Raw genomic sequence first — 18,779 nt, 5'->3', positions numbered from 1 at the left:
TCCGGTGATCAATGCTGTTCGTTCAGCAGGATAATCGAACAGCTACGAACAGATACAAATGTGGCACAGCACACACAAAACGTCAACGTGTGCCACCATCATGGCGTCGTCCGAGGTCACGCCCCTTGTCAGATCCATCTCCCCGTTCATCTCGCTGTTCAGTGCGCACAAGGGGCCAAGCGGCTCCCTGCTTCGCGCGTGTTCGAGTGAACAGCAGGCTTAGCTCGCCCATGGTTCCACTTGCCACACAGCGTCTAGGAGTTTCCAGCAGTCCCAAGCGCGCATCCATCCGAACATTTTTTGACATTTTCAAACATCACGCCCTGCGATCTGTAAGCTGGGCCACGTGGCCCAGGCCACATTCCATCTTTCCAACGGATCGTCCGGCACGTACCTGCCGGGAAAGAAAGCGAGACTCACCATGGCTACCGTCACCTATGACCGCGTGACCTGTCAGTACCCCGGGGCAGACAGCCCCTCCGTTTCCAACTTGGACCTGGAGATCGCCGACGGCGAGTTCCTGGTGCTGGTTGGCCCTTCCGGCTGTGGGAAGTCCACAACCTTGCGCATGCTGGCCGGGCTGGAAGATGTGACCACCGGGGCCATCCGCATCGGCGACCGTGATGTCACGGACGTTGATCCTCGTGATCGGGACATCGCCATGGTGTTCCAGAACTATGCGCTCTACCCGCACATGACCGTGGCGGAGAACATGGGCTTTGCGTTGAAGATCGCCAAGGTACCCACGGCGGAGCGTCGTCGTCAGGTTGAGGAAGCGGCCAAAATCCTGGACCTGACCGAGTATTTGGACCGCAAGCCCAAGGCTCTGTCCGGCGGTCAGCGCCAGCGCGTGGCCATGGGCCGCGCCATTGTGCGCTCCCCCCAGGTGTTCCTGATGGATGAACCGCTGTCCAACCTGGACGCCAAGCTGCGTGTCCAGACTCGCACTCAAATCGCCTCCCTGACCCGCAAGTTGGGGGTGACCACGGTCTACGTAACACACGATCAGACCGAAGCCATGACCATGGGCGACCGCGTTGCAGTCCTGAAGGACGGGCTGCTCATGCAGGTGGACACTCCGGCCGAACTCTATGACCACCCCGCCAATGAGTTCGTGGCCGGCTTCATCGGCTCCCCCGCCATGAACCTGTTTCGTGCCACCCCGGATGAAAACGGTGTCCTTCAGTTGGGCTCCACCAAGATTCAGCTGACGGAGGCACAGCGCGGTGCGGTCACCGGCAAGGAGGTCACCATCGGTATCCGGCCAGAGGATCTGCACGTTGGCGCCGAAGGTGATGGCCTGCCCATCAGCGTGGACGTGGTGGAAGAACTCGGGGCGGACGCATACCTATACGGAGCTCTGGCGCCCGTCACCATGGCCAACCAGATTGTGACCACCCACTCCTCGGCCGCTGAAGCCGAAGGTGGAGAAGATGAGGCCGCAGCAGCCAACACGCTGGTCGTTCGCACCGCAGGCCGCAGCCGCGTTCAGTCCGGAAACACGGTATGGGCAGCTCCGGCCGTGGACCGCATCCACCTGTTCGACACCGCCACTGGCGCGCGCCTGCCCGATCGGGGCTGAGCAAAAGTCCGTACGCTGACAAAGCCGTGCGCAGTTTGATACCGCATCAGCGCTGATGGGGTATCAAACTGCGCACGGCTTTGCCGCATCCAAGACATCCAGCACCCACGGCAACTTGTTACGCCTCACCCCCTCGCAGCACGTGGGCACATTGTCCGAACCCGTCCCCACTAGCGCATCAATCCAGGTCAAACGCGGATTCTAGGCATTAGACAAGAGAGGTGCCCAACTCGCAGGGCACCGGATGGCGCCCCAATGCCACCGCTTGCACCCAATTCCGCACCTGCCAGGGGGACTACCGTGAAACCAACCCGCCAGCCAGCACCGTCCTTGAACCGCCGAAACCTCTTACGGGGCAGCGCCCTGCTGGGCGCCGCAGGCGCGCTGGCCCTCACCACGGCGGCACCGGGCTGGGCTGCGGGGCTGGCCGCGCCGTCGTCGTTGGTGGCGACTACCGCGTGGGGTGCCCAACCTCCACGGGGAGAGCTGGTGACCCACGGGTATCGACCCACATTTCTGGTGATTGACCAAACGTGGACGGCCAACACCGGTGCGTACTCGCTGGGGGCCGCGCAGCAAGTCGCACGCGCCGCCCAGGACGCTGCCCTGGCGCAAGGGCAGCCGGATTCAGCGCACCATTTTCTGATTGCTCGGGGAAGTCAGATCATGGAGGGTCGCCACGGCAGCATGGCTGCGGCGGCACGCGGGGATTCCTTTGTGGAGGGATCACTGATCGGTGGACACAACGCACAAGTGGTGACAGTGCTTGTGGAGGGCGATTACAGCGTCGAACGGCCCACGCAGGCCATGTACGCCAACCTGGTTCACCTCAGCGCCTACCTCTGCCAGCAGTACGGGATGGCACCAGCCAATGTGCGCACCCCGTTGAACATGGACGGTCAGCCCGTGAGCGATCCCCACTGGAACGAACTGGTGGAGCTGCTGCAGATGGATGTCACCCGGTCTTTGGAGGCAGGTGCCGTGCGAGTTTCCCTCCTCAGTTCACCGCCACGGGGGCCGGGGGCCGCGTTCTACCCGGTACTGACCCCGGGCGACACCGGTGATGCCGTGGGTCGCCTCAAACAACTGCTGCGTGCCCGCGCCGTGGAGCCTGGCAGCACCGATTGGACGCTGGACCCCACCACAGCGGCGGCGGTTTCCACCTTCCGCAGCAACGTAGGTCTCAGCGATTCACCCGTGGTGGACGCTGCCACTTGGACGGCGTTGGAGGCCGGGGCCGCACGTGGCTCGGGTCTGCAGCGCGGTGCCTCCGGCGCGGAGGTGGCAGCCCTCCAGCGGGCCCTCAACGCTCGTTTGGGTGCCGGCTTGCCGCCGTTCGGCTTTTACAACCTGGCCACTGAGTCCGCCGTGGCCACCTACCAGCGTCAACTCGGTCTTCCCGACGACGGCGCCGCCTCCCCCACCGTGTGGGATGCCCTGAAGGCGGGGCGCTAGCCGTAATACAGGTAAGCCGTGCGCAGTTTGATACCGCATCAGCGCTGATGGGGTATCAAACTGCGCACGGCTTACCCACCGGTCAGATCCAAGCTCCCACGATCCAGAACCCGCACAGCAGGATCACACCCAAAAAGGCCAACAGCCACAACCATGCGGGCACACCCGTACCAGCAGCCAACAGGGTGGCATCAGATGTGGGCACCCGCCGCGAGCGCGCATGCTGGCGAGCCAGATTGATCCACGCGCGCAGTGCCCCGATCCACAGTGCAGCACCCACGGCCAGCATGAACCACCGGCCCGGAGTCACTTGGTACCAGGCAAGCGCAAGGAGGATGACCGCCGTCGTTGTGGTGACAAGCCAGGAGAGCCACCCGCGCATGACCAGCAAGGAGACCACCAGCACCACAGCGGAAACCACTGCGGCCAGGGGCCAGTACCCGGCACCGACTGCGGCGGTCCAGGCTGCACCGACCACAGCCGGGAACGGGTAACCCCAGAAGGTGGACCACATGGCTGAGGCGCCGCGGCCCATGGAATGGGTGACCCCGGAGTGATCCGCGTTGATCCGAATCTGCATGACACGGCGTCCGGTCAGCAGCCCGGCCAGGGCGTGGCCGAGTTCGTGAACCACGGTGACCACCAACCCGAACCATCGCCACGTGCCCCGGGGAATGCTGATCACCACGGCAGCTGCGGCGCACAGCACCAGAACCCAGGTGTCCGCCGGTGGTACAGGACTGGGCGTGAACAGACCGCCCAAGAATTCGGACAGTGTCACGCGGAGGTGCCTTTCGGTTTTCCGGCCCAGAGCATGGGCACATGGTCCACGCCTTCTTCCAGGAAATTGGGGCCTGTGCGCTGGAACCCGAACTTGGCGTACCAGTCCTCCAGATAGGCCTGGGCGTGAATCTCCACGGGACGCCCGGTTTCCTCCGCCCGCTCCAGGGCCGCCCACATCAACTGCTGTGAGTAACCACGACGCCGGTGCTCGGCACCCGTGGCCACCCTGCCAATGCGAACCACGGGGCCATCCAGCAGCAGCCGCAGCACGGAGACCACCTGCCCGTTGGCCTCCAACCAGATGTGCTGGGTGGTCTCTGCGCGATCCAGGTGATCAATCTCCTCACAGATGATCTGCTGCTCGGCCACGAACACCGTGACCCTGAGCTGAAGAATCTTCTGCATCTCCACACCGGTCATGTGCTGGGCGGTACTGCTGCGCAGCTGAAGTTCGGTGGCGTGACTGTTGGGTTCAGCTGCAGGGTTCGCCTGGGCTGCCTGATGAGGGGGCTGAGTCATGTCCGCGATCTTAGGAGCCCCGGCTGGATGGACACCGAACAACACCTGATGCCACCGTCGCCAGCACCTACCCACGGGGATACGCCTTGATACGCCGGCAGCCGATCACCCTTGTGGTTCATGAGAGTTTTTGAAGGATTCTTGGGGATCACCTGAATGTCACCTGTACCCCGGATTCTGGCGGCAGATAGCTCTCATCTGTGCCGCAGAAAGTGTTTTGCCCAGTCACGGCCTCATCCAGCTTTCATAATTCTCCGGTTCACTCCCGCCCATGATCAGGCGACTAACCCTTCTGCTGGTGGTGATGGCCATTCCCGTGCTGACTGCGTTGGGCACACAGCAGTTGGCCCGCACCACGGCTCCCCCGGCCTTACCCACCGATCCCGTGACTTCCCAGACGGTCCAGGACGGAGGGGACACGGCACCTCCAAGCCCCTCCAACAGCGCCACCAACGGCCCGCGTTCCGGCTCGGTTGCCCCCGTGGTGCCGGGCAGCGTGGACTCCAATGGTGAGGTGACCGACCCCGGTATGCCCAGCACCGTGGAGGACACCGGGGACCTCCCGGAGACCGGGACGGTGGACCGATGAGCCGTTCCACACCGATTGGCCCCACTCCCGGTGGTGCCACTTCAACGCCAGCTGATTCCGCACCAACAGGCGGTCAAACAACGGAGAACCGTGGTTCCAAGGTCTCTGCACGCTGGCGCATTGTTGGCTGGATGGTGCTGACCACGGGCATTGTGCTGTTGGCCATCGTGGCTTCCATGCGTTCCATCCTGTTGGGGCAGGTGGCCCAGGCCGCCAATGAGGGCATTGTTCAGGAAGTTGAAGAGTTCCAGACCTTTGTGGGAGAGGGCGTGGACCCCACCACTGCCGAACCGTTCACCTCGGAGACCGAACTCCTGGAGCGTTACCTCTCCCGTCAGACCCCCGCCACGGATGAAGCCTTCATTGCCGTCACGGATGAACGCATCATGTTTTTGGACAATGCCGCCCATGATGCCGGTGAACTTCTGGCCCAGGACAACGCGGAAATCGAACGGCTGATGACTTCCCCGGCCGCCTCCGGCGTGGATGACACCGAATACGGAACCATGCGGTGGGGCAGGGCCGAGACTGAGGGTGGCTCCGCCCTGCTGGTCTTGCAGTTCACGGACCCGGCGCGGGAACAGGTCAATCAACAGACCTTCATTCTGGTTGCTGTTGCCGCCGGTGGTCTGGTGCTCACCGCAGCTATTGCGTGGTTTGTGGCGGGTCAGATCCTGCTGCCCGTGCGCCGTATCAGCGAGCTGGCCACCGCCATTGACGATCAGGACCTTTCGGCCCGTATCCCGGTGGATGGACGCGACGACATTGCCCGCGCCGCGCACTCCGTCAACGGCATGTTGGACCGGTTGGAGTACGCCTACGGACGCCAACGCCACTTTGTGGCCGAAGCCCGAGTGCATCTGAACCGCCCCTTGGACCAAAGTCTGCGCGCGTTGGACGGGGTCACCGGCCAGGGGCCATCTAACGCCCGCACCTCCCTGCTCGACATGCGCCGCACCCTGGGCGATCTGGCTCTCCTGGCGGATGCTCAGACTCCCGGTTTCCTACACCGCAAGGAAATTTCCGTGCCCGCCATGATGGTCCACGTCCTGCAGGAATCCACCCGCATGAGTCCGCAGCACAACTGGATCCTGAACACGGTGCCGGAAACCAGCGCCCATCTGGACAGGGAGGCCGTCCAGGCAGCCCTGCTGCAACTGGCTCGCAACGCCGCTGACCACACGGCCACAGCCGAGACCATCACACTGTCTGGAACGGTCCTGGACCCGGAAGACACCGGGATGTACGCCGGTGCCGTGGTTCCCGAATCAGCCGAAGCCTCCGCACTCAGCGGTCCCGTGCTGCGCGTTGCCGTGGCCAACCAGGGGCAACCGCTGGCCCCGGAGGCCGCCCGCGCCATGATCGAGGACTACCGCTCGGCTGCCCAAGAGGAGATTGATCAGGACCGGGTGCTCGGCATGGGCCTGGGTTTGGCCGTTGCCCGCAGCGTGGCCGATGCCCACCACGGCAGTTTGTGGGTCACCTCCGACCCCTCCGGGATCACCACCGTGGGGCTGGACCTGCCACTCGCACCGGAACACACCGCAGCATCCACTTCCGAGCAGCACCAGGCCCAAGTTGCCGAAGCCATGGAGGCGGACCGATGAGCAGCACCGCACGTGGCAAGGTCGCATCGACCGCTGAGACCACTGAGACCGCACCTGTCCGCTGGGCCTCCCTACCGCCGCAGGGTCGGGAAGAGGCCCCCAAACGACGTCGCCCGTTCCGGCCTGCGCCGTTGATCGTGGCCTTGGTCCTGATGGGTTTTGCTGTTTGGTGCATCTGGGCTGCCACGGGCGGTGACCTCGACCCCATGGGCGCACTGACCCTGGTGGTGTTTGCCGCTGCCGTGTGGCTCTGGATCTTCTCCCCGTTGGACGACACCTACGTGGCGCTGGGGGCTGCACTGGTTCTGGTGGCCACCGGGGTGGTCACGGACAATGAGCTGTTCTCCTCCTTGGGCGAGGACACCGTGTGGCTGCTTCTGGCCGCTTTTGTGATTGCCGCCGGAGTCACCGCATCGGGTTTGGCCACCCGCATTGCCGGTTTTGTGGTCACGGGCGCCAAGTCCGTCAACCAGCTCTTCCACCTGACCACCCTGGTGCTGGTGGTCACCGCCTTTGCCGTGCCCTCCACCTCCGGTCGCGCCGCCCTGGCTTTGCCAGTGTTCGTGGCACTGGCCACGGTGCTACAGGAACGACGACGCGTTGTGCTCGCCCTGTCCCTTCTGTTCCCCTCCGTGATTCTGCTCTCCGCAGTGGGGTCCTACCTGGGCGCCGGCGCCCACCTGATCACCTCCCAGATCTTGGCGGCAGCCGGTGAACGCAGTTTTGGTGTTGCCTCCTGGTTGCTACTGGGCCTGCCCTTGGCGCTGCTCTCCTCTCACGTGTGTGCCGAGTTGATTCTGCGTCTGTTCACGGACAAAACCGACCGGCAGCTGGGGGTCTCCATCACCCTGGATGATTTGCAGCGGCACGCCCCCACCCCCATCACCGGGCCCATGACCACGGCACAGTCGCGGTCGGCCATGTTGGTCGCCGTCGTTGTGGTGCTGTGGTGTTCCGAGCCTCTGCACGGGCTGCACCCGGCGGTGGTGGGTTTGATCGGGGCGCTGCTGGCTGCCAGCCCCAAGTGGGGTTCGGTCAAGCTGGCCAAGGCGCTGAAGTCCGTGCCGTGGTCCCTGCTGGTGTTCATGGCTGCCACGTTGACGCTGGGCACAGGCCTGGTGAATTCGGGGGCGGCGGACTGGCTGGCGCGGCAGGCCCTTGGACCCGTGCAGTCGGCAGGCGCCACGGCCCCTGCGTTGTTCGTGATCCTGGTGGTGATTCTCTCCACCGCGGCTCACCTGGTGATCCAGTCCCGTTCGGCTCGTTCAGCGGTGTTGATCCCGATCATTGTGGCTCTGGCCCCGGGGCTCGGTGTGGATGCGGCAGCCGCTGCCTTTGCCTCCACCGCTGCTGCCGGGTTCTGTCACACGCTGACCAGCTCGGCCAAGCCCGTGACGTTGTTCTCCGATGTGGAAGGCATTGAGACCTTCCAGCCCCAGCACCTGCTGCGGCTTTCGGCCTTCCTGGCCCCCATCAGCGCCGTGCTGGTGCTGATCTTCTCCTTCTGGATCTGGCCCCTCATGGGCCTGCCCCTGTTCCTGTAATTACCTGTTTTCCGCCAAAGGAGTTCCGCTCATGACTTCCATGCCGTCCACCGCTTTTGTCCGCCGCGTCCTGGTGGCGCCCTCCGGATTCAAGGAATCCCTGGATGCTGAACAAGTTGCCCGCGCCATTGGTGCCGGGGTTCGCCGGGCCGTACCCGGTGTTCGGGTGCGCACCGTCCCCATTGCCGACGGCGGCGAAGGAACCGCCCGCACGCTGGCCGCAGCCACCGGTGGTTCGATCGTGAACCGCACCGTGACCGGCCCCGTGGGAGATCCCGTGGATTCGCACTGGGCGCGGCTCGGCGGTTCATCTGAAGGTCGAGCCGTGGTGGAGATGGCCGCCGCAGCCGGCCTGCGGCTGGTGCCCCAGGACCGCCGCGATCCCACCCTGACCACCACACGCGGTGTGGGTGAGCTGATCGCCGCCGCCCTGGACACCGGGGTCACCTCCGTGGTGGTGGGCTGTGGTGACTCCGGAACCTCCGACGGCGGGCTGGGCGCCCTCCAGGCACTCGGCGTCCGCGTGTTGGATGCCTCCGGGGAGGAAGTGGGGCAGGGAGGTGCAGAGTTGTCCCGCGTGGATCGGCTGGATCTCTCCGGTCTGCATCCGGCCCTGGCCTCCGGGAAGGCCCAGGTGGTGCTGGCCCTGAACCCGCACAATGTGTTGACCGGTCCGCGCGGTGTTGCCCGGGTGTTCGGGCCGCAGAAGGGCGCCACCCCGGAGCAGGTGGAGCAGCTGGCTGCCGGATTCGACAACTGGGCTCGGGTGCTGGAACGGGACTGCATTGACACCGCTCAGGGCACCGACTTTGCCCAGGGAGTGGGTACGGGTGCCTCCGGTGGGCTGGGAGCGGGACTGGCCGCCGTCGGCGCTTCCCTGGTTCCCCGTTTTGAGGCCCTGCTGGATTCCGGACTGGCCGGGATTGACCTGGACAAGTCCATTCGCGGTGCCGATCTGGTGATCACTGCGGAGGGCGCCATCGACTTCCAGACCCCGCGCGGCAAGGTTCCGGCGGAGGTGGCCCGCCGCGCCTCCGATCAAGGCGTGCCCGTGATCGGGCTGGCCGGCACGCTGGGGCAGGGTTCGGATGCGGTGCATGGAATCGGAATCGACGCCGTGGCTTCCATCCTTCCCGTCCCCATGAGCCTGTCGGAGGCCGTGCGCGACGGCGAAGACCTCCTGATTGCCGCCACCGAACGGTTCATGCGCACCCTCATGCTGGGCGCCTCCATTGCGGAGGCCCGTCTGGTGGGGGATGACTGGTGAGCTGAAACTCTCCCCCTGACCGTTGGGAACACGCCTTTGGCCGCCGTCCGGGGCGGTTGTGCGGCTCACAGCGTGTTCCAAACGGTTGTAGCAGATTGGTGAGCTGCGCCACACTGGAGTGTGCGGGTGCTGATCGGCCCCCGCACGGTTCCGGTTCCGCCCACCGGCGGCACCTGCTCGCTTACCGGCTCCACGAAAGGCGCACCATGCTCATCGGCATTCCCAAAGAGACCAAGAACCAAGAGGACCGCGTGGCCATCACGCCGGCAGGTGTGCATCAGTTGGTGTTGCACGGGCACGACGTCGTGGTGGAGCACGGCGCCGGGGTGGGGTCGCGGATTCCGGATGAGGAGTATGCGGAGGCCGGTGCCCGCATGGTCTCTGTGGAGGAAGCCTGGGGTGCACAGCTGGTGCTCAAGGTCAAGGAACCGGTGCCTGCCGAGTACCAGTACCTCCGCTCCGACCTGGTGCTCTTCACCTACCTGCATCTGGCCGCCTCCGAAGAACTCACCCGAGCCCTGGTGGAGGCAGGCGCCACCGCCATTGCCTACGAAAACGTGGAAACCAACGACGGCGCCCTGCCCCTCCTGGCGCCCATGTCCGAGGTGGCGGGGCGGATGGCCGCGCTGGTGGGAGCCCACTTGTTGCTGTCCACCAGTGGCGGACGAGGACTGCTGGTGCCGGGCATCCCGGGCGTTCGACCCGCTGTGGCCACTGTGATCGGTGCGGGCAACGCAGGGTCCAACGCGCTGAGTCAGCTGGTGGGGCTTGGGGCTGATGTGACCGTGCTCGATCTGTCCATTGATGCCCTGCGGCGGGTGGATGACCAGTACGGGAGCCGGGTGCGCACCGTGGTCTCCAGCCCGTTGGAAATCGAAAAGTGCCTGCTGCGCTCCGACCTGGTGATCGGTGCCGTGCTGGTGCCAGGCCGTAAGGCTCCCAAAGTGGTTCCCCATGATCTGGTGGAGCGCATGATGGAAGGCTCCGTGCTGGTGGACATTGCCGTGGATCAAGGTGGCTGCTTTGAGGACACCCGCGCCACGTCACACGATGACCCAACGTTCACGGTGGGACCTGCCACGTTCTACTGCGTGGCCAACATGCCCGGCGCTGTGCCCGTGACCTCCACCAACGGGTTGACCAACGCCACTTTGCCCTACGCGCTGCAATTGGCCGATGCCGGCTGGGAGTCCGCCTGCGAGTCCAACCCGGCGCTGGGACGGGGCGTTCTGGTCTCCGGCGGCAAGATCCAGCATTCAGCCATTGCGGCGGAGTTCCCGGAGTTGCCCGCCGCCTGAGCCGCAGCGCGCGAGCGCGCCGTCGTCCCTCCCTCTCTCCTCCCTCCCCCGCCGAGATCACCGGTTGTTGTTGAGATCACCGCCTGTAACCGGTGCTCTCAACAACAACCGGTGATCTCATGGTTCACTGCAGCTTGAGCAGCGCCCGCGCCGTTGTCCGTAGCGTTTTTGCTGACTCACCCCACAAGAAGTTCGCGGATACATGAATTTCTATGTGAGCACCTAGAATGGAAGCAGCAGATGGAACCACTTGGGCTGCTCAGTCCTCTCACGCACCTCACATGAGACGACTGATCAAAGGTTCCCTGCGGACCGGGGACCGCACACTGTCTCCGGAACCGGGGCACTCCATTGGGGAGGGGAAATGGGAGAACGGGTGTCATGGTCACCGCAAAATTCGTGGCTTCAGAAACAGAACCCCGCAGTTGGATGGACGGGCAACGCAAGAAGGCCCAGGCTGCTGGCCTGGCGCCAAAACCTACGCTTTGGGATGGGCTCTACGCCGCACTGCTCATTGTGTTGACGGATCTGGGCACATCGGTCGGCGTGGTTCTGGGTGGGCTTGCCTTCGGCACCACCGGCGCCCTGGCGACCAGCCTGGTGACCAGCATTGCTGTGGCCACCACGGCCTTCTGGTTCCTCTTTCTACGGAGGTGGACGTGGCATGACCTGGGGTTCCGCCCCGGTCGGCACTCGCTGTGGCACCTGACGTGGCAAATCCCCGTGGTGGTGGCCCTGACCACTTTGCTGTTCACCACCATTGGACTGGCACTGAACGTCATGAGTTTGCGCCCCGGCACAGGGCCCCAGGCACAGATCAGCCCCGAAACTCCATATGGATTGATCTTGGTCCTGGTGCCCAGTCTGGTTCTGGCACCGATTCAGGAAATCCTCTTCCGCCGAATCCTCCTGGACTGGCTGCTGCAGTACATGCCCATCCTTGCCGCCGCGGGCATCACGGTGGTCATTTTTGCGGCGGTCCACCTGGACGCCACCGCGATCCTCTACAGCCTGCTGCTGGGCGTGGCTCTGACGGCGGCAAGGCTCTGGTACGGAAACCTGTGGGCACCGGTGATCATGGCTTGCGTGGTTGATGCGACGGTCCTGGGTATTGTGCTGCCCTACTTCTCATGACCTGGCCCGCACCCGCACCATGAGGTCACCGGTTGTTGTTGAGATCACCGCCTGTAGCCGGTGATCTCAACAACAACCGGTGACCTCACGCGGGACGGCGGGTGGAGCGGGTCAGGGCGCGCATCACGACGACGCCGATCCACGCCACCAGCAACACCCCGGCCAGTGCAAAGCCCCACGCCTCCAGACCGACCGAGTCCGTCCACGCGAAGACATCCGGCACCCCGAACCATTGCGCCAACGCCCCGGACAACGACGCCGCACCCACCACCAGCGCCACCATCACGGACACGGTGGTGATTCCGATGTTGTAGGTCAGCAGCCGCTTGGGATCGGAGTCGGCCCACCCATAGGCCCTGCGTGCCACCCAGCCTTGTGCCAGATCAAAGGTGCTCATCCCGGCGGTGAACAGCAGCGGCAACGTGAGCACCGCCCACCATGGAACGGCCGCCAGTCCTGCGGTTCCAGCCAGTAGGAGCAGGCTGATCTCCGTGGCGGTGTCGAACCCAAAACCGAACAGCAGCCCCACCACGTACATCTGCCGCGGCGTACGGATTCGCGCTCCGATCCGGTCCAGCAACCGTGTGACGGGACCGCCCGCAACGTGTCCCTCCGCACCGGGATCAGCCACCGAGTCCGACGACGAACCCGTGCGCGCCCCGCGCGAAGCCAATATCCGACGCAACGTGACAATGTTCAGCGCCGCGATGGCCAACAGGAACAGTCCCGCCACCAGCGGCCCCCAGACTCCGGTGAACTGGTGCCAAGCGGAGCCCTCATCTGCCACCGGTCCCATCAGAGCGGAAAGCCCAAAAGCCAACAGGAGGCACAGCCCCACCACCACCGTGGAATGTCCCATGGAGAACCAGAAACCAACGGTGGAGGCCGGCCGACCTTCAGCAAGCAACCGCCGAGTGGTGTTGTCGATCGCGGCAATGTGGTCAGCATCGAAGGCGTGGCGCACCCCCAGCAAAAAGGCCGTGACCCCCAACGCACCGGTGAACATTGCGGTGGTGCCATCGGCCTGCACCCCCAAGCTCAGATCAGCTGGCATCACAAACAAGAGCAGAGTCCCCCACCCCAGGGCGTGCAGGACCAAGACGGTCAGGGACACCAAGAGCGTGGATCTGCGTTCGCGCACCTGGACTTCCGCAGGCTGGGTGCCAACCTCAAGAGTTGCAGTCATTGATCTCAGTACTTTCGTAGATTCAGGCGTGGCTGATTTCCCCAGTGACCACGCAAGATGGCGTGAGCATCCAAGAGCAGGTTGTGAATGACCTCCGTGGATGGCCCCAAAATCCGAACAGCCAAGCCGGGTTCACTCAGCGGCGTGACCCCGCATCGCAACCCAGGTTCCGTGGCTTCACGTTGGGTCAACAGCTGGTGCACGGCTTCCACCACACGTGCATCAATCTCCGGGGCCACCGCCAACAACGTGCCCAGATGGGTGCGCCCAGCCATGAAACCGTGATCAGCCACGGCGTCGTCGTGGGGAACCAACCGCAGTGTGTCCAGGGTGATCAGTCTCCCGTCCGGCCGCGCCACGGTGGTGCGCAGCAGCACCGAAGACCACCGATAGAGCGAACCGTCCGGCGCCCACCCCGGGGTGATGACGTCCGTGAGCACCACGCGTGCGCTCGGTGACACGGTGACGTGGGTGCGCTGGAGGTAGTCGGCCTCCGCGTAAGCGATCAGAGCATCCGGAACCACCTCCAGGGTGGCACCGGGGCCCACGGTGAACGATTGTTCTTGAACCACAACCGATCCGGTGCTGCGGTAGACCTTGGTGGCCGATTGCGTGGTGACCAGCGCTGATGCACCCGAGCCCACATTCACGCAGAGTGAATACCTGTCCCCGCCGACGTAACCGCCACCGGGATTGACCACGGTCAGACACGGCTGTCCGGAGGAGTCCAGATACAGCGGACGCAGGAGCCGCAGGGCCCCGTGATGGCGCTGGCCGGTCACCACGTTCTGATCCCCGCGCCGCTCCACCTCCAGCCGCAGGCCGCCGGTCAACTGGTCCGCCGTCACCTCAGAAACCACGTCAGGTGCCAAGTCACTGGGCCAGGTCCAGCATCAGCACGTCACGCCGAATCCAGTCCAGCACGGTCTCCAGACCCTCATCTGTCTTGAGGTTGGTGAAGGCAAAGGGCTTGTCCTTGCGGAACACCCGCGAATCCGCCTCCATCACGGACAAATCAGCCCCCACGTAGGGCGCCAGGTCGGTCTTGTTGATCACAAACAGATCGGACTTGATCATGCCCTGGCCTGCCTTGCGGGGAATCTTCTCCCCCTGGGCCACGTCAATGATGTAAATGGAGAAGTCCACCAGCTCCGGCGAAAACGTGGCCGACAAGTTGTCCCCGCCGGATTCCACAAAAATCACCTGCAGATCCGGGTGTTTGCTCACCAGCTGCTCAATGGCGGCCTCGTTCATGGAGGTGTCCTCCCGGATGGCCGTGTGCGGACAGCCCCCGGTTTCCAGACCCACAATCCGGTCTTCATCCAGCACGGAGGTACGCGCCAGAATCTTGGCATCCTCAATGGTGTAGATGTCGTTGGTGATCGCCGCCGTGGACACCTCACCGTCCAGCGCGCGCGTGATCCGCTCCACCAGCTGGGTCTTGCCCGCACCCACCGGCCCGCCCACGCCAATCCGAATCGGCTCAGTTGCCATGTTTGCCTCCTTGATCTGGTTCTTGATTCACGACGACGGCCGCCGCATCCACCGTTCGCTGTAGACCTTGATGTCTACATGCTCTAGGCTCAGCCACATGAGTGACACCACCACCATCCGCGTCACCCGGGCCACGCGGGATTCGTTGAATGACCTGGCCGCCGTGCGTGGCGAATCCCTGACGGACACCATTGATCGCGCCACTCGCCTGTTGAAGCAAGAGCTCATGGGACAGGACCTGTCCTCCCCCCTGCGTGACGATGAACTCGCCTGGCTTGATGCTGACGCAGGGTGACGTGGTCGAACTCAACCTCGGCATGCCATCCGGCCCCGAGGCCGGTCTGATGCGGCCAGCCGTGGTTGTCACCGCCGAACAAGTCTTGCGCGGTGAGCCCAACGTGATCCAGGTGGTTCCGTTGACCCGCACTCTGCGCGAGAGCGGCTCTGAGGTGGTCATCGAGGCGGATTTACACAATGGACTGAGCGCAGAATCGGCCGCACAATGCCAGCACATCCGTTCCGTGGCCACCACGCGGGTCTCAGCGCGCATCGGCAATGTGGGACCGGCGGTCCTGCGGCAACTGCGAGCCACCGTGGCAACTCTGATTGACGCCTGAGCCGAATACTGGGCTGTGGAGGAACCACCGTTCATGACATGAACATCCGGGCTCGTTGCCAGGCATGACGCATTTGGTCGATCTCCAACGCGGGACTGACCGCGCCCACCTGGTCCTCCGTCAAGACCTCCACCCGCTCCACAGCCCGGGCCACCTCCGGGTGCATGGCGCGCAGTACCCTCTGACCTGCGTTTTGACCGATCGGGATGCCCCGCACAGCGTTCTGCGTCAGCGCGGTCAGGGACGTGAACAGGTGCGCAGCACAGGTGTCCTGCCAGTCCGTGCCGTGTTCACGGGCCAACAGGGCCAGCACCACGGGAACGCTGCCCACCGCGTCCCGGGCGGAAACCACCCGGGCGTAGTCGGTCACGGACCGGACGGGAAAGTTCTCCGCCGCAATCTGCACGGCCCGCCGCCCCATGGCCGCATTGGCTTCCCGGATCTGAACCGGAAGGCTCATGGCGTGCAGCATGGCATCCACCGTCACGGGGTCTGCACGGTCGTGGGCCACCGCACGAATTGCCCAGCCATCGGCCGGAACCAGTTGGTGGAGCAGGAAGCGGCGCAGCCATGCGTGAAAGGTCGGTTCATCGTGGACGACGTCGTCGTTGATTGCGGTTTCCAAGCCCAACGACTGGCTGAAGGCACCCGTGGGCAGCGCGGAGTCGGAGAACTGCAGCATGGTCAGCAGCCCGGAATCCAGGGAGACGGTCATCAGTGCGTGTGCTCGGCGTGCCGGAAGGGAACGTCCATCACGCGGTCCAGGCGGGCGAACCGCACACCGTGATCGGTCAGGAAGTGCTCGGCGGTGTGGTCGTACTGAACCACCATCACACCCGCATGCCCGTCAAGCCCCGCGAACTCAGCCTCCGGCCCAAAAAATTGCGCCGGCAGGTGGCGGTTGCCCAGCGAATGCGCCACAAATGCCGCTTCCTCCACAGTTGCCGGGGCTATGGCCAGAACTTCCGTGGGCAGCGTGGACACGACGACGACGTTGCGCCCCTCCCGGTGCAGGATGTCCCCGTCGCGCAGCTCACGGCGTTCGGTCAGCCGCAGTCCCAGCTCATTGCCGTGATCGGTGGTCACCCGCTGAACTCGCTGGCGCAGGGCGGCCCCTTCCAGGGCCACGCGCTCCACGTGCAGGTCAGCCTTCTCTTCTGCGGGGAGTTCGTGCAGGTTGCCTGCAATGGACTCGATGATCAACGGTTCAACTCCTGACAGCTTTGGGGTGCAAGGACGTGGGTGGCTCAGAACAGGAAGTAGCGCTGCGCCATGGCCAATTCCTGGGCCGGTTGCGCGGTGATGAGTTCACCGTCCACGCGCACCTGGTAGGTCTGCGGGTCCACCTCGATGTGTGGCGTCTCCCCGTTGTATTTCAGATCGGCCTTGGTCAGCGAGCGGATACCAACCACGGGCAGGGTGTTCTTGGCCAGACCGAATCGGGTGCGGACGTCGTCGTCGTGAGCGGCTGCGGAGACAAAGTGCACCGAATTGTGGGCGGGCGCTTGCCCCTGGGCGCCAAAAGCGTCCCGCATGAGCTGCGGCTGCGGTGTGGGGATGGAGGCGTTGGGATCGCCCATGACGGAGTGCACAATCTGGCCGCTCTTGAGCACCGCTGCTGGTTTGACCCCAAAGAACGCCGGCTCCCACAGCACCAGGTCCGCAAGTTTGCCCACCTCCACGGAGCCCACGTGCTGAGCAATGCCGTGGCTGATGGCGGGGTTGATGGTGTATTTGGCGATGTAGCGCTTGATCCGGAAATTGTCCCCGTGCTGATCTCCGGCCAGCGCACCGGTGCGCTTCTTCATCTGATCGGCCAGCTGCCAGGTTCGTAAGATCACCTCGCCCACCCGCCCCATGGCCTGAGAGTCCGAGGAGGTCATGGAGAAGACCCCCAGGTCATGCAGGACGTCTTCAGCAGCAATGGTCTCCGGGCGAATCCGGGAATCCGCAAAGGCCACGTCCTCCGGGATGGACGGGTTGAGGTGGTGGCAGACCATGAGCATGTCCAGATGCTCTTCCGCCGTGTTGCGAGTGAAAGGCAGCGTGGGATTGGTCGAGGACGGCAGCACATTGGCCATCCCCGCCATGGAGATGATGTCCGGGGCGTGCCCGCCACCGGCACCTTCCGTGTGGAAAGTGTGGATCACCCGGCCGTTGATGGCCCGGATGGTGTCTTCCACAAACCCGCATTCGTTGAGGGTGTCCGTGTGGATGGCCACTTGCAGATCGAACCGGTCTGCCGCGGTGAGCGCTGCGTCAATGGACCCGTGGGTGGCGCCCCAGTCCTCGTGAATCTTGAATCCAAGCACACCGGAACGCACCTGCTCCTCCAGGGGAGCCTGGGCTGCGGTGTGGCCCTTGCCCAGCAGCCCAAAGTTCATGGGGTAGGCATCCAGGGCCTGCAACATGCGTTCGATGTGCCACGGGCCGGGAGTGATGGTGGTGGCCTTGGAACCTTCGGCCGGGCCGGTGCCGCCACCAATCATGGTGGTGATGCCACTGGCCAGGGCGGTGCCGATCTGATCCGTGCCAATGAAGTGAATGTGGGTGTCCACCCCACCTGCCGTGAGGATCTTGTGTTCCCCGGCAATCACCTCCGTGGCCGCGCCGATCAGAATGTCCACGTTGTCCATCACATCGGGGTTACCGGCCTTGCCGATGGCGCTGATCCGGCCATCCACTATCCCCACGTCCGCCTTGAAGACTCCGGTGTGATCCACGATCACGGCATTGGTGATCACGGTGTCCACCACGCCATCAGCCCGGGTCAACCGACCCTTGTGGCCCATGCCGTCGCGGATGACCTTGCCACCACCAAAGACCACCTCATCGCCGGCATTGGCCAGGTTGCGGTTGGTGAGGTCCTGCTCAATCTGGGCAAAGAGTTCTGTGTCCGCCAGGCGAACTTTGTCACCGACCGTGGGGCCGTAGAGGGAGGTGTATTCGGATCGGGTGAGTTCACGCGCCATGAGTTGCGCCTTCCTGATCGTGTTGCACCCCGGTGCCGATCCGCGCGATCTCTCCTGTGCCGGCAAAGCTGACCAGCTGAACCGTCTTGGCATCCCCTGGCTCGAATCGCACGGCAGTGCCAGCGGGAATGTTCAGGCGGTACCCGACTGTGGTGCCCCGGTCGAACTCCAAGCCGGGGTTGGCTTGGGCGAACGGGAAATGGGACCCCACCTGCACGGGGCGGTCCCCACGGTTGATGACTTCCACTTCCACGGTGGGCCGGTGCGGGTTGATGGTCACGGGTTCATCCCGCAGCACGTACTCACCGGGGGTCATGCTGGTTGCTTTTATGGCATCCGAGCCAGGTCGGATGGGTTCGTGAACGGTCACCAACTTGGTGCCGTCCGGGAAGGTGGCCTCCACCTGCACGGAATGGATCATCTCTGCCACCCCGTCCATGACCTCCTGGTCGGTCAAGATGGTGGCTCCCCAGGACATCAGATCAGCCACCGTACGCCCGTCACGGGCAGCCTCCAGCAGTTCTGCGGAGATCAGCGCCACCGCTTCAGGATGGTTGAGCTTCAACCCACGGTCACGACGACGCCGAGCCAGGTCACCGGCCGTGACAATCAGTAGTTTTTCTTGTTCCCGGGGTGTCAGGTACATGTTTCAACGCTAACGGCGCCACGTTTCAGGCTCGTGTCCGGTGCGCTGGAGTCCACCTTCTGAGGAAAGCCAGTCGATCGACTGAG

19 protein-coding genes are annotated in these 18,779 nt (G+C 64.3%); 10 read left to right on the top strand and 9 right to left on the bottom strand.

What is annotated here, in order from left to right; translation table 11 throughout:
- Nucleotides 1-421: 421 nt before the first annotated feature.
- Together Q4G32_RS09155 and Q4G32_RS09150 are read left to right on the top strand one after the other, a co-directional pair.
- Nucleotides 422-1,582, top strand: a complete 1,161-nt coding sequence (locus Q4G32_RS09155) for an ABC transporter ATP-binding protein (protein ID WP_303350863.1) — start codon at nt 422-424, stop codon at nt 1,580-1,582.
- Nucleotides 1,583-1,882: 300 nt separating this feature from the next.
- On the top strand, nt 1,883-3,037 hold the full coding sequence (locus Q4G32_RS09150; protein WP_303350862.1) for a peptidoglycan recognition protein family protein: 1,155 nt from the start codon (nt 1,883-1,885) through the stop codon (nt 3,035-3,037).
- An 82-nt stretch (nt 3,038-3,119) separates the two neighbouring features.
- Here Q4G32_RS09150 and Q4G32_RS09145 read toward each other — a convergent pair whose 3' ends face one another.
- Both Q4G32_RS09145 and Q4G32_RS09140 read right to left on the bottom strand, forming a co-directional pair.
- Nucleotides 3,120-3,818 (bottom strand): M50 family metallopeptidase, encoded by a 699-nt coding sequence (locus Q4G32_RS09145; protein WP_303350860.1) that lies wholly within the window; start codon nt 3,816-3,818, stop codon nt 3,120-3,122.
- Nucleotides 3,815-4,339, bottom strand: coding sequence for a GNAT family N-acetyltransferase (locus tag Q4G32_RS09140; RefSeq protein ID WP_303350858.1), 525 nt, complete (start codon nt 4,337-4,339; stop codon nt 3,815-3,817). Before Q4G32_RS09140 ends, Q4G32_RS09145 begins: the two co-directional genes overlap by 4 nt.
- A 271-nt stretch (nt 4,340-4,610) precedes the next feature.
- Here Q4G32_RS09140 and Q4G32_RS09135 point away from each other — a divergent pair, with 271 nt between their 5' ends.
- The 6 genes from Q4G32_RS09135 to Q4G32_RS09110 all read left to right on the top strand — a co-directional run bounded on the left by Q4G32_RS09135 (nt 4,611) and on the right by Q4G32_RS09110 (nt 11,778).
- On the top strand, nt 4,611-4,928 hold the full coding sequence (locus Q4G32_RS09135; protein ID WP_303350856.1) for a hypothetical protein: 318 nt from the start codon (nt 4,611-4,613) through the stop codon (nt 4,926-4,928).
- On the top strand, nt 4,925-6,535 hold the full coding sequence (locus Q4G32_RS09130) for a HAMP domain-containing protein (RefSeq protein WP_303350854.1): 1,611 nt from the start codon (nt 4,925-4,927) through the stop codon (nt 6,533-6,535). Before Q4G32_RS09135 ends, Q4G32_RS09130 begins: the two co-directional genes overlap by 4 nt.
- A complete protein-coding gene (locus Q4G32_RS09125) occupies nt 6,532-8,079 on the top strand; it encodes an SLC13 family permease (RefSeq protein WP_303350852.1) in 1,548 nt (515 codons plus the stop codon). Before Q4G32_RS09130 ends, Q4G32_RS09125 begins: the two co-directional genes overlap by 4 nt.
- Before the next feature lie 31 nt (nt 8,080-8,110).
- Nucleotides 8,111-9,346: a glycerate kinase family protein gene (locus Q4G32_RS09120; protein ID WP_303350850.1), complete on the top strand. Its 1,236-nt coding sequence runs from the start codon at nt 8,111-8,113 to the stop codon at nt 9,344-9,346.
- A gap of 206 nt (nt 9,347-9,552) precedes the next feature.
- Nucleotides 9,553-10,644: an alanine dehydrogenase gene (gene ald, locus Q4G32_RS09115; RefSeq protein WP_303350848.1), complete on the top strand. Its 1,092-nt coding sequence runs from the start codon at nt 9,553-9,555 to the stop codon at nt 10,642-10,644.
- A 399-nt stretch (nt 10,645-11,043) separates the two neighbouring features.
- The gene (locus Q4G32_RS09110) at nt 11,044-11,778 is read left to right on the top strand and encodes a CPBP family intramembrane glutamic endopeptidase (protein WP_303350846.1); all 735 of its coding nucleotides are present in this window, start codon (nt 11,044-11,046) and stop codon (nt 11,776-11,778) included.
- Between the two features lie 85 nt (nt 11,779-11,863).
- Here the strand turns inward: Q4G32_RS09110 and Q4G32_RS09105 are convergent, their stop codons facing one another.
- From Q4G32_RS09105 to ureG, 3 genes are read right to left on the bottom strand one after another with little or no spacing between them, the layout of a single operon-like run.
- A complete protein-coding gene (locus Q4G32_RS09105) occupies nt 11,864-12,964 on the bottom strand; it encodes a HoxN/HupN/NixA family nickel/cobalt transporter (RefSeq protein WP_303350844.1) in 1,101 nt (366 codons plus the stop codon).
- A gap of 5 nt (nt 12,965-12,969) precedes the next feature.
- Complete coding sequence (locus Q4G32_RS09100; RefSeq protein ID WP_303350842.1) at nt 12,970-13,824, bottom strand: urease accessory protein UreD; 855 nt, start codon at nt 13,822-13,824, stop codon at nt 12,970-12,972.
- A 13-nt stretch (nt 13,825-13,837) separates the two neighbouring features.
- The gene (gene ureG / locus Q4G32_RS09095; protein ID WP_303350840.1) at nt 13,838-14,458 is read right to left on the bottom strand and encodes an urease accessory protein UreG; all 621 of its coding nucleotides are present in this window, start codon (nt 14,456-14,458) and stop codon (nt 13,838-13,840) included.
- Between the two features lie 97 nt (nt 14,459-14,555).
- Between ureG and Q4G32_RS09090 the strand changes: the two genes are divergently transcribed.
- Together Q4G32_RS09090 and Q4G32_RS09085 are read left to right on the top strand one after the other, a co-directional pair.
- On the top strand, nt 14,556-14,753 hold the full coding sequence (locus Q4G32_RS09090; protein WP_303350838.1) for a hypothetical protein: 198 nt from the start codon (nt 14,556-14,558) through the stop codon (nt 14,751-14,753).
- Nucleotides 14,737-15,075 (top strand): type II toxin-antitoxin system PemK/MazF family toxin, encoded by a 339-nt coding sequence (locus tag Q4G32_RS09085; RefSeq protein ID WP_303350836.1) that lies wholly within the window; start codon nt 14,737-14,739, stop codon nt 15,073-15,075. The genes Q4G32_RS09090 and Q4G32_RS09085 overlap by 17 nt, the downstream gene beginning before the upstream one ends.
- Nucleotides 15,076-15,106: 31 nt before the next feature.
- Here Q4G32_RS09085 and Q4G32_RS09080 read toward each other — a convergent pair whose 3' ends face one another.
- Genes Q4G32_RS09080 through Q4G32_RS09065 form a run of 4 tightly spaced genes read right to left on the bottom strand, consistent with a single transcriptional unit; the run spans nt 15,107 to nt 18,693 of the window.
- Nucleotides 15,107-15,790 carry an urease accessory protein UreF gene (locus Q4G32_RS09080; RefSeq protein WP_303350834.1) on the bottom strand — a complete coding sequence of 228 codons (684 nt, stop codon included), beginning with the start codon at nt 15,788-15,790 and terminating at the stop codon, nt 15,107-15,109.
- The gene (ureE, locus tag Q4G32_RS09075; protein ID WP_303350832.1) at nt 15,790-16,278 is read right to left on the bottom strand and encodes an urease accessory protein UreE; all 489 of its coding nucleotides are present in this window, start codon (nt 16,276-16,278) and stop codon (nt 15,790-15,792) included. Before ureE ends, Q4G32_RS09080 begins: the two co-directional genes overlap by 1 nt.
- Before the next feature lie 44 nt (nt 16,279-16,322).
- Nucleotides 16,323-18,047, bottom strand: a complete 1,725-nt coding sequence (locus tag Q4G32_RS09070; protein WP_303350828.1) for an urease subunit alpha — start codon at nt 18,045-18,047, stop codon at nt 16,323-16,325.
- The gene (locus tag Q4G32_RS09065; protein WP_303350826.1) at nt 18,037-18,693 is read right to left on the bottom strand and encodes an urease subunit gamma; all 657 of its coding nucleotides are present in this window, start codon (nt 18,691-18,693) and stop codon (nt 18,037-18,039) included. The genes Q4G32_RS09070 and Q4G32_RS09065 overlap by 11 nt, the downstream gene beginning before the upstream one ends.
- Nucleotides 18,694-18,779: the final 86 nt, after the last annotated feature.

It is taken from the genome of Kocuria sp., assembly GCF_030538595.1.
Taxonomy (GTDB): domain Bacteria; phylum Actinomycetota; class Actinomycetes; order Actinomycetales; family Micrococcaceae; genus Kocuria.
Note: the sequence above shows the minus strand (reverse complement) of the source record. Positions and strands in the feature narration are given on the sequence as shown.

Coding starts and splice junctions, on each gene's coding strand:
- Q4G32_RS09155 (WP_303350863.1), top strand. CDS start 422: ATGGCTACCGTCACCTATGACCGCGTGACCTGTCAGTACCCCGGGGCA.
- Q4G32_RS09140 (WP_303350858.1), bottom strand. CDS start 4,339: ATGACTCAGCCCCCTCATCAGGCAGCCCAGGCGAACCCTGCAGCTGAA.
- Q4G32_RS09135 (WP_303350856.1), top strand. CDS start 4,611: ATGATCAGGCGACTAACCCTTCTGCTGGTGGTGATGGCCATTCCCGTG.
- Q4G32_RS09130 (WP_303350854.1), top strand. CDS start 4,925: ATGAGCCGTTCCACACCGATTGGCCCCACTCCCGGTGGTGCCACTTCA.
- Q4G32_RS09125 (WP_303350852.1), top strand. CDS start 6,532: ATGAGCAGCACCGCACGTGGCAAGGTCGCATCGACCGCTGAGACCACT.
- Q4G32_RS09120 (WP_303350850.1), top strand. CDS start 8,111: ATGACTTCCATGCCGTCCACCGCTTTTGTCCGCCGCGTCCTGGTGGCG.
- ald (WP_303350848.1), top strand. CDS start 9,553: ATGCTCATCGGCATTCCCAAAGAGACCAAGAACCAAGAGGACCGCGTG.
- Q4G32_RS09105 (WP_303350844.1), bottom strand. CDS start 12,964: ATGACTGCAACTCTTGAGGTTGGCACCCAGCCTGCGGAAGTCCAGGTG.
- ureG (WP_303350840.1), bottom strand. CDS start 14,458: ATGGCAACTGAGCCGATTCGGATTGGCGTGGGCGGGCCGGTGGGTGCG.
- Q4G32_RS09090 (WP_303350838.1), top strand. CDS start 14,556: ATGAGTGACACCACCACCATCCGCGTCACCCGGGCCACGCGGGATTCG.
- Q4G32_RS09085 (WP_303350836.1), top strand. CDS start 14,737: ATGCTGACGCAGGGTGACGTGGTCGAACTCAACCTCGGCATGCCATCC.
- Q4G32_RS09080 (WP_303350834.1), bottom strand. CDS start 15,790: ATGACCGTCTCCCTGGATTCCGGGCTGCTGACCATGCTGCAGTTCTCC.
- Q4G32_RS09070 (WP_303350828.1), bottom strand. CDS start 18,047: ATGGCGCGTGAACTCACCCGATCCGAATACACCTCCCTCTACGGCCCC.
- Q4G32_RS09065 (WP_303350826.1), bottom strand. CDS start 18,693: ATGTACCTGACACCCCGGGAACAAGAAAAACTACTGATTGTCACGGCC.